This window comes from Streptomyces sp. NPDC091682 (assembly GCF_044756625.1).
Classification (GTDB): domain Bacteria; phylum Actinomycetota; class Actinomycetes; order Streptomycetales; family Streptomycetaceae; genus Streptomyces.
Genome location: NZ_JBIVTH010000021.1, coordinates 87,815 through 100,809 on the forward strand (window position 1 = coordinate 87,815; position 12,995 = coordinate 100,809).

General features: G+C 71.3%; 12 protein-coding genes and 1 riboswitch. Of the genes, 6 read left to right on the forward strand and 6 right to left on the reverse strand.

The annotated features are described in order from the left end of the window. Positions 1–92: 92 nt before the first annotated feature. A complete protein-coding gene (locus ACIQK6_RS34750) occupies positions 93–941 on the forward strand; it encodes an aldo/keto reductase (RefSeq protein ID WP_329097599.1) in 849 nt (282 codons plus the stop codon). 64 nt (positions 942–1,005) lie between these two features. Here ACIQK6_RS34750 and ACIQK6_RS34755 read toward each other — a convergent pair whose 3' ends face one another. Together ACIQK6_RS34755 and ACIQK6_RS34760 are read right to left on the reverse strand one after the other, a co-directional pair. Beyond that, positions 1,006–1,770: a class I SAM-dependent methyltransferase gene (locus ACIQK6_RS34755; protein ID WP_329097601.1), complete on the reverse strand. Its 765-nt coding sequence runs from the start codon at positions 1,768–1,770 to the stop codon at positions 1,006–1,008. After that, the gene (locus ACIQK6_RS34760; RefSeq protein ID WP_329097603.1) at positions 1,770–2,075 is read right to left on the reverse strand and encodes a 4a-hydroxytetrahydrobiopterin dehydratase; all 306 of its coding nucleotides are present in this window, start codon (positions 2,073–2,075) and stop codon (positions 1,770–1,772) included. Before ACIQK6_RS34760 ends, ACIQK6_RS34755 begins: the two co-directional genes overlap by 1 nt. Positions 2,076–2,249: 174 nt before the next feature. On the opposite strand from ACIQK6_RS34760, the gene ACIQK6_RS34765 reads away from it, so the two are divergent. Next, positions 2,250–4,037 carry an FAD-dependent oxidoreductase gene (locus ACIQK6_RS34765; RefSeq protein WP_329097604.1) on the forward strand — a complete coding sequence of 596 codons (1,788 nt, stop codon included), beginning with the start codon at positions 2,250–2,252 and terminating at the stop codon, positions 4,035–4,037. Positions 4,038–4,061: 24 nt separating this feature from the next. Then, on the forward strand, positions 4,062–4,853 hold the full coding sequence (locus ACIQK6_RS34770) for a helix-turn-helix transcriptional regulator (RefSeq protein WP_329097606.1): 792 nt from the start codon (positions 4,062–4,064) through the stop codon (positions 4,851–4,853). Here the strand turns inward: ACIQK6_RS34770 and ACIQK6_RS34775 are convergent. The 3 genes from ACIQK6_RS34775 to ACIQK6_RS34785 all read right to left on the reverse strand — a co-directional run bounded on the left by ACIQK6_RS34775 (position 4,839) and on the right by ACIQK6_RS34785 (position 7,235). Beyond that, complete coding sequence (locus tag ACIQK6_RS34775; RefSeq protein WP_329097607.1) at positions 4,839–5,261, reverse strand: hypothetical protein; 423 nt, start codon at positions 5,259–5,261, stop codon at positions 4,839–4,841. The genes ACIQK6_RS34770 and ACIQK6_RS34775 overlap by 15 nt on opposite strands. A gap of 243 nt (positions 5,262–5,504) precedes the next feature. After that, on the reverse strand, positions 5,505–6,647 hold the full coding sequence (locus tag ACIQK6_RS34780) for a S8 family serine peptidase (protein ID WP_329097608.1): 1,143 nt from the start codon (positions 6,645–6,647) through the stop codon (positions 5,505–5,507). Positions 6,648–6,965: 318 nt separating this feature from the next. Continuing rightward, entirely contained in the window at positions 6,966–7,235 is a 270-nt protein-coding gene (locus ACIQK6_RS34785; RefSeq protein WP_329097610.1) for a hypothetical protein, read from the reverse strand. Positions 7,236–7,775: 540 nt separating this feature from the next. Here ACIQK6_RS34785 and ACIQK6_RS34790 point away from each other — a divergent pair. Continuing rightward, entirely contained in the window at positions 7,776–9,182 is a 1,407-nt protein-coding gene (locus tag ACIQK6_RS34790; RefSeq protein WP_329097612.1) for an FAD-dependent oxidoreductase, read from the forward strand. Between the two features lie 124 nt (positions 9,183–9,306). On the opposite strand, the gene ACIQK6_RS34795 is transcribed toward ACIQK6_RS34790, so the two are convergent. Then, positions 9,307–10,152 carry a bifunctional 5,10-methylenetetrahydrofolate dehydrogenase/5,10-methenyltetrahydrofolate cyclohydrolase gene (locus ACIQK6_RS34795; protein ID WP_329107508.1) on the reverse strand — a complete coding sequence of 282 codons (846 nt, stop codon included), beginning with the start codon at positions 10,150–10,152 and terminating at the stop codon, positions 9,307–9,309. Positions 10,153–10,230: 78 nt separating this feature from the next. Continuing rightward, positions 10,231–10,333, reverse strand: a riboswitch (ZMP/ZTP riboswitch). Between the two features lie 57 nt (positions 10,334–10,390). Here ACIQK6_RS34795 and ACIQK6_RS34800 point away from each other — a divergent pair. Then, positions 10,391–11,152, forward strand: a complete 762-nt coding sequence (locus ACIQK6_RS34800; RefSeq protein ID WP_329097614.1) for a class I SAM-dependent methyltransferase — start codon at positions 10,391–10,393, stop codon at positions 11,150–11,152. A 214-nt stretch (positions 11,153–11,366) separates the two neighbouring features. After that, a complete protein-coding gene (locus ACIQK6_RS34805) occupies positions 11,367–12,959 on the forward strand; it encodes an RNA polymerase sigma factor (protein WP_329097616.1) in 1,593 nt (530 codons plus the stop codon). Positions 12,960–12,995: the final 36 nt, after the last annotated feature.

Genomic DNA, 12,995 nt, shown 5'->3' on the forward strand with positions numbered 1-12,995 from the left:
GCACGAGGGGCCGGTTATCGCCCCTCGTGCAGCGCTCCACCACCATCGCCGCATCAACGCACCAACGCTCCGACGTGAGGGAACGACCAGACGTGAACCAGGTCCCCGCCATCAAGCTCAACAACGGCACGCTCATGCCCCAGCTCGGCTACGGCGTCTGGCAGGTGCCGGACGCGGAGGCGGAACGCGCCGTCGGGACGGCCCTGGAGGCCGGTTACCGCAGCATCGACACGGCCGCCATCTACGGCAACGAGGCGGGCACCGGCAAGGCCGTCGCCGCCTCCGGGCTGGCGCGCGAGGAGCTGTTCGTCACCACCAAGCTGTGGAACGGCCGGAAGCAGGAGTGGGGCCGTGACCAAGTGCTGCGCGCCTTCGACGATTCCCTGGCCAAGCTGCGCCTGGACCACGTCGACCTGTACCTGATCCACTGGCCGCGGCCGATGCGCGACGACTTCGCCGCCATCTGGAAGACCTTCGAGGAGATCGCGGCGAGCGGCCGCGCCAAGGCGGTCGGCGTGTCGAACTTCCGCCCGGCCGACCTGGAGCGCATCGCCGCCGAGAGCGAGCTGGTCCCGGCCGTGAACCAGGTCGAGCTGCACCCGCTCTTCCCGCAGGCCGAACTGCGCGCCGTGCACGCCGGGCGCGGGATCGCCACCGAGGCCTGGTCCCCGCTGGGCCAGGGCAAGGAGCTGCTGACCCTCCCGGCCGTGGCCGCGATCGCCGCCGCGTACGGGCGCAGTGCTGCGCAGGTGGTACTGCGCTGGCACCTCCAGCACGGGAACATCGTGATCCCGAAGTCGGTGACCCCCGCGCGCATCCGGGAGAACCTGGACGTGTTCGGCTTCGAGCTGGCGGCCGCGGACATGGCGGCGCTGGACGCTCTGGGCGCGGGCGCGGCGGGCCGGCGGATCGGGCCGGACCCTGCCGAGTTCGACGTGTGACGCGATCCGGGTTCGGGTTCGGGGTCCGAGTCCGCTCCCGGCTCCGGGCGGGCCTTCGCGCGGGTCAGACGCGTACGAAGCTGCGTATGCGGTACGTCGGCTCCGCGCGCGGGACGTCCTGGTCCGGCAGCAGTTCCAGCCGGGCCGCCAGCTCCTGTGCGGTGATGCCGCGCGGGACGATCCGGGAGGCGTACCGGCCCGCGAGCAGGGACTTGGCGGAGCCGCGCGGGGTACGGCCCTGGCCTCGGCCGGTGAAGAGGGCCTCGCCGACCGCCAGCAGGCCCGCCCTGGCCGCGTAGGCCTCGACCTCCCCGGAGGCGTCCGAGGGGGTCGGGGTCAGGTGTGCGGCGAAGACGGCGTCGATGTCGCTGCCGACGTCGTGCGCCGAGTCCTTGTCCACGGTGGCGAGGAAGACCCCGCCGGGCCGCAACACGCGGGCGGCCTCGGCGATCACCGCCGGCACCAGTCCCGGCTCGCGCAGCAGGTGCAGCAGCCACACCGCGCTGACCGCGTCCACGGACTGCGACCGGACCGGCAGCCGGGCGGCGTCGGCGAGGGTCACCGGGATGCCGCGCCGCACCGCGATCGCGGCCATGCCGTGGGAGGCGTCCGCGCCCAGGACCCGCAGGGCGGGGCGGCTGATCCGGCTGGTGACGATGCCGGTGCCGCAGCCGAGGTCGAGGAGGGTGCGCGCGTCGGCGGGAAGCAGCTCGAGGACGGCGGCGGCCGCGGCCTCGGCGCGCGGGACGCCGCCGCGGGTGGCGTCGTAGGCCTCGGCCTCGGCGTCGTAGTCGAGCAGGGATCTCACGGACGGTATGTGCGTGGTCATCAGCTCGCGCCGTGGGCCGGGGCGAGGGCCTCGACGCGTTCGGCGAGGGCGAAGTCGGACTCCGTCACCACGCCGCCCGCATCATGGCTGTTCACGGAGAGCCGGACCGTGTTGTAGCCGAGCGTCAGGTCGGAGTGGTGGTTCAACTCCTCCTGAACGGAGGAGATGTGGACGACGAGGGCGCTCGCGGCGAAGTGCGTGCCCAGCCGGTAGGTGCGGAAGATCCGGTCGTCCTCGAAGGCCCAGCCGGGGAGTTCCCGCAACCGGTCCTCGATCTCCTTCTGTGACAGCGGCTCACTCGGCATGCACCGGCTCCTTTTCCCCGTGACGTGTAGTCAAGGTTCCCACAGTGCACACCGGGCCAATCCTTTCGCGCCATAGTGCGCTCGGGTGCTCCTACACCTTCCAGGTCCGGCGCACCCCCCATATGCTCCTGCGCCGAACGCACTGTTACCTGCGGTAACGAGGGGGCATCCGTCATGGCGGGCACAGGAAGTTCCAGGCGTACGTTCATCGCGGGCGCGGGCGCGGCGACCGCCGCCGGGGCGGTCCTGGCCGGGGCCGGGGCGGCTCCTGCGGCAGCTGCCGGGGCCGGACCGGCGCCCGCCGGACGGCGCGTCGCGGTGCTCGGCGGCGGGGTGGCGGGCCTGACGGCGGCGCACGAACTCGCCGAGCGCGGATACGCCGTGACCGTGTACGAGCGGCGGGCCCTCGGCGGCAAGGCGCGCAGCATGGACGTACCCGGCAGCGCCCGCGGCGGGCGCCGGCCGCTGCCCGCCGAGCACGGCTTCCGTTTCATCCCCGGCATCTACCACAACCTGCCCGACACCATGCGGCGCATCCCGTTCCCCGGGAACGCGGCCGGGGTGTGGGACAACCTCGTCGCTCCGCGCGAGATGATGTTCGCCCGGGCGGCCGGGCGCGAGGACCTTCGCGGACCGATCCCCTGGCCCGGGCACTCCCCCGCCGAACTGACGCCCGAGGAGATCCGGCGCGCCCTCGCCGGCATCCTGCAGACACTGGTCCGGCTCCCGCCGCACGAGACGGCGTACTTCGTCGACCGCGTGCTGGTCTTCCTGACCAGCTGCGACGAGCGGCGCGAGGAGGTCTGGGAGCGGACGCCGTGGTGGGACTTCGTGCGCGCGGAGCAGATGTCGAACGAGTACCGGCGCATCCTCGCCGTCGGCATCACCCGCAACATCGTGGCGACCAAGGCCGAGGAAGCCTCCACCCGTACGGTCGGCACCCTCGGCGAGGCCTTCGTCCTCAACGCGCTGGGGCGCGGGGCGGACGGCCCGCCCGACCGGATCCTCAACCTGCCGACCAACGAGGCCTGGATCGACCCCTGGGAGGCCCATCTCCGTTCCCTCGGGGTGGAGTTCAGGATCGGCTGGACCGTACGGGAGGTGCGCTACGCAGGTGGCCGGGTGAGCGGGGTCGCCGTCGAGGGCCCGGACGGCGCCGGGCGGACCGTCACTGCCGACCACTACGTGAGCGCCCTGCCCGTCGAGCACGCCCGCCGCACCTGGAGCGCGGCGCTGCGGGCCGCCGATCCGATGCTGGGGCGCTGCGACAAGCTACAGACGGACTGGATGACCGGCATCCAGTTCTATCTGACCGAACGGGCCGAGCTGGTCCACGGCCACCTCAACTGCATCGATTCACCGTGGTCGTTGACGGCGATCCAGCAGGCCGAACACTGGCCGTCCCGCGACTTCCCGGCCGACTACGGCGACGGAACGGCGGTCGACTGCCTGTCGGTGGACATCTCCGAGTGGGACGAGCCGGGCATCCTGTACGGGAAGACGGCCAAGCAGTGCACGCGCGAGGAGGCGGCGCGCGAGGTGTGGGCCCAGCTGAAGGCCTCCCTCAACGACACCGGGCGGACCCTGCTGACCGACTCCGCGCTGCACTCGTGGTTCCTGGACCCGGGCGTGGACGGGATCGGCACCCCGCACCCCACCAATCAGGACGAGCTGCTGATCCACCCGGTCGGCACCCTGCACAACCGGCCGAGCGCCGGCACCCGCATCCCGAACTTCTTCCTGAGCGGGGACTACGTCGCCGTCGACATCGACCTCGCGACGATGGAAGGGGCCAACGCCTCGGCGCGCGCGGCCGTCAACTCCCTCCTGGACCGGGACGGTTCCGACGCCCCGCGGTGCGCCGTCCATCCGATGTACCGGGCGCCGGAGCTGGAGCCCGCCAAACGGCACGACCGGTGGCGCTACCGTCTCGGCCTGCGCAACGTGTTCGACCTGGGCTGACCCCTCTCAGCTAACGTCGTACGCATGACGACGACGAGTGTGGGCACCTTGCTGCGCGCCTGGCGGGAGCGGCGCGGCATCAGCCAGCTGGAGCTGGCGGGCCGCGCGGACTCCTCGTCCCGGCACATCAGTTTCATCGAAACGGGCCGGTCCCGGCCGAGCGAGGAGATGGTGCTGCGGCTCGCCGGCCATCTCGACGTACCGATGCGGGAGCGCAACTCCCTGCTGCTCGCGGCGGGTTATGCCCCGCACTACGCGCACACCGCGCTGGACGACCCGGCGATGGAGACGCTGCGCGAGGGCATCGCCCGGCTACTGGCCGGGTACGAGCCCTACCCGGCCCTGGTCGTGAACGCCGTGTACGACGTCGTCGCCGCCAACCAGGGCATCGCGATGTTGCTGGACGGGCTGCCGGAGCACCTGCTGACCCCGCCGCTGAACGCCATGCGGATCACCCTGCACCCCGAGGGCCTGGCCCCGCGGATCCACAACCTCAGGGAGTGGCGCGGGCACCTGCTGGCGCAGATGGAACGGCAGATCGCACTGGCCCGCTCCGAGCCGCTGCGCGCCCTGTACGAGGAGGTGTCGGCCTATCCGGTCGCCGAGCGCCCGGGCGGCGACAGCGCCCCGGAGGAGGCCACCCCGTACATCGCGCTGCCACTGGTCATCGAGCACGACGGGCACCTGCTGTCCTTCGTGTCGTCCATCGCGACCTTCAACACGCCGATGGACGTGACCGTCGCCGAGCTGGCCATCGAGACGATGCTCCCGGCCGACCCGGCGACGGTGAAGTACCTGCGGTCACTGGGAGGCTGAGCCCGAGCGCAGGGCGAGCTGCTGGAGCACGGCGAAGCCGGCCACGGTGACGGCCTGCGCCGGGATCCACAGCAGCCCGGCGGTGGTGGGCTCGAACCAGAGCGCCAGCGACGCCAGGCTGAGGGCGGCCCAGACGTAGTTCGTCTCGATGACGAGCTTCACGGGAAGGACGGGCGGCTGCCGCCGCGAGGCGAGCCATCCGACGCCGGCCCCGTACGCGACGAGGAGGATCCCGAGTTCCAGCAACAGCCCCTGCCCGACCCCGAGCAGCCTGCCGAGCGGGGCGGACAGGGCGACGTAGGCGAGTCCGTTGGCGGTGGTGACCACCGAGTCGAGGGCGAGGAACCGGCGCAGCGCGGTCTGCGGGACGCGGTTGCGGGCGAAGCCGGCGAGCGGGGTCGCGGACATGGGAATCAGCCTCCATCGAGGTCGAACGGCCGGGTGGGACACGGATCCCGGGACCGAGTGCGCGGCCCCGGAACCCGATGCGCCCACTGTGCCGGGGCCCGCGAAGAGGGTCGATTACCCCGGAGGTAATCCCAGTTGGGGCAGGCATGCGCCGTTGAGGTGTTGGTCGGCGACTCATGAGCTGCGGGTGAACAGCGGAGCACCGAGAGCCATCATGTCCGTCCGGGGCTGGCGAGCCCGGGGTCAACGGCGACGGCGCTTGACGATCACCGTGATGCCGAGACCGAGGCACACCGCAGCGACGGCGCCGAGTGCCGGCCACTGCCAGGAGAAGCCGGCTTTCGCAGCCGCTGATTCCGCGCGTGGCGCCGCAGCCGCTGTTTGACCGGCGCTGGGTGTGGCGGCCTTCACCGGGGCCGGGCCGTCCAAGGGGTCAACGTCAGGTGCCCCCGGGTCCCCCGCGCGATCGAGCAGCACCTTGCTGGGGCGGGGGATTCCGTAGCCGACGTAGTCGTTGCGCTTGACGCCGTCGCGGGGGGCGCCGGCGGTCTGGATGAGGACGCGGGCCACCTGGTTCGCGGTCCAGTCGGGGTGGGCCGACCAGACGAGTGCGGCGGAGGCGGAGGCCAGTGCGGTGGCGTACGAGGTACCTCCGTCCGACATGCACCAGGCGGTGTTCTCCTTGCAGCGGATCGGGGTTTTGCCACCGAAGGAGGCCAGGTCCGTGTCCTGCCCGTGGGAGGACAACGGCATGGGGTCACCGTTGATGTCAACGGCTCCTACGCCGAGGATTCCCGGCAGTATGGCGATGGGGTTGGTGGAGTTGTTTCCCGCGCCTTCGTTACCCATCGCGGTGAAAACAAGCACGCCCTTGCTCTGGGCGTACTCGACAGCAGGCCTGAGCTTGTCGAACGACCACCAGCCGCCGATGGACAGGTTGATGATTTTGGCGCCGTTGTCAGCCGCGTACCGAACGCCCTTGGAGGCTTCGCCGATCGCGCCGAACGCCATGGCCGTGCCGATGCTGGTGCGGATGGGCATCACCTTGGCGCCGGGAGCGAGGCCCCGCGGGCTGCCCGCTGAGCCGTCGCCGACGATCGCCGCGGTCATGGTGGTCCCGTGCCCGTCGAAATCGTCGTGCGGCGGGTACTTCTGGTCCGGGTGGTTGACCGGCGGCTCCATGAACGACACGCCCGGGAGGACTCGCCCCTCCAAACCCGGCACATCCTTGACGCCGCTGTCGATGACGGCCACCGTGATGCCGGTGCCGTCCGCCACCTTCCACATCTCCTGGGCTCGCATCTTCGTGAGGTACTCCGGCAGGTCGGTATCGGCGGCAGCCGGCATCACCGTGCCCGCGCTGATCGCCCCGACTGCGACGATCATGGCCGCCGCTCTCCGCCACGACCCGTTTCGACGTATGCTGCCCCGCATTTATGCCCCTCTGTGTCCACGCGCGCTGCAATCTCGCGCGGACCCACCCCATCACACTGTCCGTCCAGGGCAGCACCTGACTCTCCGTGAACTCCGGCTCCTGTGAGGCACGACACCCCGCCCATGTGCGGCTGGTGACACGGTTCTCCCCAGCACCTCAGCGTAGGGGTTCAGGCGCTGCCCGGTCGGGAGCTCCAGCGGGATCGAGCGCACCCCACGGGGTCACCTCATTGGTGCGCGTCACTGCGGCGTTCCGGCCTGGGCGACCCGTCAGATCGGCAGCGGCGCGTGCCAGCGCGTTCCGGGGTCTTCCTGCCCGTACTCGCCGGGGGAACCCGCCTGCTGCGTCGGGACACCGGTGATGCGCCCCCTGCCGACGAGGCCGCCCCCGGGCCCCGTCGCCCACATGACGAACTCGTCGCCGGCGGCCAGGTGCGCAAGGTGCCGTCCGACGCTCCAGGAACTGAGTTCGTGGCCGTCCTGCCGGTACCTGTCGAGCTCGAACTCCTCCTGGTTGCACGCCAGAAGCCACGTCGCCATACCCACCCCCGTTGGGTCGAGGAGATCCACCACACGAGGCTACGACAGGGCACCGACAACCCGCGGACCCCACCCGCCACGCGCACCTGCACGCCCGCCCCCGGGGATGCCGACCTTCGTGAGCTGTACGGCAGGAAACGTTGGGGGTTCCTCTGGTTCGGCCGAGGGCGGGGGGCTAGGCTTCGCGAAGTCGATTCACTCGAACACCTTGTCGACATATGGAGAATCCGCCGGTGCGAGCCGCCGCCCGACCCGATCTCGCCACCATCCGGGGTCGCACCACGGGCACACGACGTACGCAGCACCGTCACGCGGCCCGGCCGGCTGTCGCCCCGGGGCCGGAAGTCACTGGCCGACCACTTGGACGACCTCCTCGCGCGCTCGGGGCAGCTCGGAGTTCCGGGCACGAAGGGCGGGACGCCGACCGAGGGCGCCACCGCTGAGGGAGAAACACCGTGCCGCGCCGCGACCCGCAGCCGCCGGTCGCCGCATCCCTCACGCCGATGCCCTCAGCACGGCCCTGACAGAGAGCACGCCACGATGAACCAGTCCACCCCGCCCCGCCACGCGGTCGTCATCGGCGGCAGTCTGGTCGGCCTCCTCGCGGCGGCCGTCCTCGCCGAGCACGCAACGGTCACCGTCATCGACGCCGACCCGCTGCCCGGGGGTTCGGCCCCGCGCCGTGGACTCCCGCAGGCCCGGCACACCCACCTCCTGTGGTCGGGCGGTGCCCGGGCCATCGAAGAGATCCTGCCCGGCATCACCGACGACTGGACGAAGGCGGGTGCCATCCGCCGCAGCCTGCCCACCGACCTGGTCACCAAGACCGCCCACGGCTGGATCCCGCGCTTCGGGGAGAAGCAGTTCAACATCTCCTGCAGTCGCGATCTCCTCGATGCGGTGGTCCGCGCCCGGGTGACCGCTCTGCAAGGGGTCTCCACGCTCCAGCGGAGCCGCGTCCGCGCCCTGGAGGGCACGGCGTCCCGGGTCACCGGCGTGCTGGTCGACACCCCCGAGGAAGCGGGCCGACTGGTGACCGCCGACCTCGTGATCGACGCGAGCGGCCGCGGCTCGCGCGCCCGGACCTGGCTCCAGGCGCTCGGCGTCAGCGGCATCCGGCAGGCCGAGGTCGACTCGGGCCTCGTCTACGCGACGAGGATCTTCGAAGCCCCGCCCGGAGCCCACGAGATGGGCTTCCCCATCGTCAACATCCAGTCCGACCCCCGGGTGCCCGTCCCGGGCCGGACGGCCACGGTCGTGCCCATCGAGAACGGCCAGTGGCAGGCCACCCTCTCCGGGACCCGGGGCGGCCAGCCGACCGACGACCCCGACGCGTTCATCCCGTTCGCCAAGGCCGTCCGCGACCCGATCGTCGGTGAGCTCCTGGAGGGCCGCAAGCCCCTGACGGACGTCGCCGTCACCCAGGGCACCGCCAACCGCCGGATCTACTTCGAGAAGGCCGAGCTGCCCGACGGGTTCTTCGCCGTCGGCGACTCCGTCGCCACCTTCAACCCGCTGTACGGACAGGGCATGTCCGTCGCGGCCCAGGGCATCCTGGCCGTACGCACCCTGCTGCGGGCGAAGGGGCTGGAGCATCCCGGCATCGGCCGCGAGGCGCAGCGTGCGATCGCCCCGCAGGTCAGCACCGCCTGGGAGCTCGCCACGTCGCAGGACATCCTCTACCCGGGGGCCACCGGGATGGAGCCGCGCGCCGGCACCGGCCTGCTCAACCGGTACGTCGACCGGCTGATGACGGGAGCCACGACCGATGAGGCGCTCACCGCCGCCCTGTTCGAGGTCATCACCATGAGCACCGCGCCCACCCACTGGATCCGCCCCTCGATGGTCTGGCACGTCCTGCGCACCTCGGACCGGGGCGCGCTGAAGGCGCCGCCGCTCACCGCCGCCGAGCGGGCCGTCGCCGGACTCGACCCGGTCGGTGCCTGAGGCGCACGGATCCCGGACGTCCGGACCGGCTCCCGGCTCCCGGCTCCCGGCTCCCGGGGAAAGCACGACGCCCCGGACCGAGGCCGGGGCGTGCGTGCGCGTGTGCGGGATCCGCGCGGTGGGATCAGAGCTCCGCGAGGTCCAGTCCGGCCTGCGCGGCGGCCGCCTGCACGGTCTGCTCCAGCAGTACGGCGATGGTCATCGGGCCGACACCACCCGGTACCGGCGTGATCAGCGAGGCCCGGGCGGCGGCCGACTCGAAGTGCACGTCGCCGACGTTGCCCTCGTTGTACCCGGCGTCCAGGACCACCGCGCCCGGCTTGATGTCCTCGCCGCGGATGAACTCGGCCTTGCCGACGGCGGCGACCAGCACGTCCGCCTGGCGCACGATCGAGGGCAGGTCCTGGGTCCGCGAGTGGCAGTAGGTGACGGTGGCGTTCTGCTCCAGCAGCAGCATCCCGGCCGGCTTGCCGAGGATCGCGCTGCGGCCGACGACGACGGCGTGCTTCCCGGTCAGGTCGACGTCGTAGGCGGCGAGCAGCCGCATGATGCCGCCGGGGGTGCAGGAGACGAAGCCCGGCAGCCCGAAGCCCATGGCGGCGAAGGAGTGCATGGTGACCCCGTCGACGTCCTTGCCCGGGGCGATGGCCTCGAAGGCGGCGCGCTCGTCGATGTGGTGCGGGACGGGGTGCTGGAGCAGGATGCCGCTGATCTCCGGGTCCTCGGACAGCGCGGTGAGGGTGGCCACCAGCTCCTCGGTGGTGGTCTCGGCCGGCAGCTCGACGTGGCGGGAGGTGATCCCGGCCTTGGCGCAGCGGTTCTGCTTCATGCGGACGTAGGTCACGGAGGCCGGGTCCTCGCCGACCAGCACGGTCGCGAGACAGGGCGCGGTGCCGGTGCGCTCCGTGATCTTCGCCGCGTGGGCGGCGGTCTGCTCCGAAATGCGGCGGGCGAGGGCCGTGCCGTCCATCAGCCGGGCGGAGCCGGTGGCAGGGGCGGTGGCAGTCTGGGCGGTCGTCACGGGGTCTCCTGAACGTCGCTGCGGATCGCGGTTCGCCCAGGCGCGCGGCAGCCGACGTACCGGAGGTCCACGGGTACGCCGGGCCGCTCCCCGGTGGTGATCCACCCGAACGCCAGTCACGGCCCGCCGACCACTGTAGTCGACATATCCGGTGGTTGTCGGGCGTCCGACCTGGGACGATCAAGGCATGACGCGTACTTTCGACCATCTTGTCGCCGAGGCCGAGTCCGTCTCCGTGGACGGCTGGGACTTCTCCTGGCTCGACGGCCGGGCCACCGAGCAGCGCCCCTCCTGGGGCTACCAGAAACTGATGAGCGAGCGCCTGGCCCAGGTCCGGTCCGCGCTGGACATCCAGACCGGCGGGGGTGAGGTCCTGGCCGGATGCGCTCCGCTGCCACCGTTGATGGTCGCCACCGAGTCCTGGCCGCCCAACATCGACAAGGCGACGCGGCTGCTGCACCCGCTGGGCGCCGTGGTGGTCGCCGACGCCGACGAGCCGCCGCTGCCCTTCGGCGACGCTGCCTTCGAGCTGGTGACCAGCCGGCACCCGGTGACCATCTGGTGGGAGGAGATCGCGCGGGTGCTGACGCCGGGCGGCAGCTACCTCTCGCAGCAGGTAGGTCCGGCGAGCGTCTTCGAGCTCGTCGAGTACTTCCTCGGCCCGCAGCCGGAGGAGGTCCGGCGCGGCCGGCACCCCGACGACGCGGTCGCCGACGCCACCGCGGCCGGCCTCGAAGTCCTCGATCTGCGCTCCGAACGACTGCGCACGGAGTTCCACGACATCGGAGCCGTGATCTACTTCCTACGGAAGGTGATCTGGATGGTGCCCGGCTTCACGGTCGGGCAGTACCGGGACCGGTTGCGCGAGCTCCACGAACAGATCGAACGCGAAGGTCCGTTCGTCGCTCACACCGCCCGCTTCCTCATCGAAGCCCGCAAAACGGGCTGATCTGAAGGGCGGACGGATCTGCGCCGGATCGGTTGCGCGGCCACAGCGTGGCGCAGGTCACTCAATTCAGCGCGTAACGAATCGACTCGGGCATGCGATGAACCGACAGGTGTCCTCGCGCGGCCCGGAATACAGACCCCCCCTCCGGTCTGTTTCCCGAGTTCGCGCGATGATGTCCCGCCCACCCTTATCTGTTCGCAACGAGAGGCTCCTTGTGTCGCTCAGCCCGTCCCGTACGTTCCCTCCGGAGATCGCCGAATCCGAGGCCCTCGTCGCGCTCGTCGAGCGCGGCCGCGAGCAGGGTCACATCAACGGTGACGACGTGCGCCAGGCCTTCGAGGCCGGCCGCATCCCGGTGGACCAGTGGAAGCGGGTCCTGCGCAGCCTGAACCAGGTCCTGGACGAGGAGGGTGTCGCCCTTCACGTCAGCGCGGCGCCCGCCACCAAGGCCGCCGCCAAGAAGCCCCGCAAGGCTGCCGCCGCACCGGCCCGCACCGTGGCCAAGAAGGCCACCGCCGCGCCGCGCCCCATCGGCGCCCGCAAGACCGCGGTCACCACCGCGGCCACGGCTGCCACCACCGCCACGGCGATATCCGCTTCGTCGGCCGCCGCGATCGGGGACGAGGCGTCGGCCGAGGCCGCCGCCGAGCCGAAGAAGCGCACGGTCAAGAAGACCGCCGCCAAGAAGACCGCCGTGAAGAAGACCGCGGCGAAGAAGACCAGCGCCAAGGACGCCGACGAGGGCGAGACCCCCGTCGTCGAGGGCGAGGACTGGGCTGCCGAGGACCTGGTCGACGAGGCCGAGGACGAGGCTCCCAAGGCCGGCGGCACCCAGGGCTTCGTCCTGTCCGACGACGACGAGGACGACGCTCCGGCGCAGACGGTCATGGTGGCCGGCGCCACCGCCGACCCCGTCAAGGACTACCTCAAGCTCATCGGCAAGGTGCCGCTCCTCAACGCCGAGCAGGAGGTGGAGCTCGCCAAGCGCATCGAGGCGGGTCTCTTCTCCGAGTACAAGCTCGAAGAGGAGGAGGACCACAAGCCCGCCTTCAAGCGCGAGCTCGAGATCCTGGTCGAGGACGGCCGCCGGGCGAAGAACCACCTGCTGGAGGCCAACCTCCGCCTCGTGGTCTCCCTCGCCAAGCGCTACACGGGCCGCGGCATGCTCTTCCTGGACCTGATCCAGGAGGGCAACGTCGGCCTGATCCGCGCCGTGGAGAAGTTCGACTACACCAAGGGCTTCAAGTTCTCCACGTACGCGACCTGGTGGATCCGCCAGGCGATCACGCGCGCCATGGCCGACCAGTCGCGCACGATCCGCATCCCCGTGCACATGGTCGAGATCATCAACAAGCTCGCCCGCGTGCAGCGCCAGATGCTCCAGGACCTGGGCCGCGAGCCCACCCCGGAGGAGCTGGGCAAGGAACTCGACATGACCCCCGAGAAGGTCATCGAGGTCCAGAAGTACGGCCGCGAGCCGATCTCCCTGCACACCCCCCTGGGTGAGGAGGGCGACAGCGAGTTCGGTGACCTCATCGAGGACTCCGAGGCGGTCGTCCCGGCGGACGCGGTCTCCTTCACCTTCCTCCAGGAGCAGCTCCAGTCCATCCTGGGCACGCTCTCGGAGCGCGAGGCGGGCGTGGTCTCCATGCGTTACGGCCTCAACGACGGCCAGCCGAAGACCCTGGACGAGATCGGCCGCGTGTACGGGGTCACCCGTGAGCGCATCCGCCAGATCGAGTCCAAGACCATGTCGAAGCTGCGCCACCCGTCGCGTTCGCAGGTGCTGCGCGACTACCTCGACTGAGTCGATCTCCTCCAGAACGCCCCCGCCCCGCGGCCT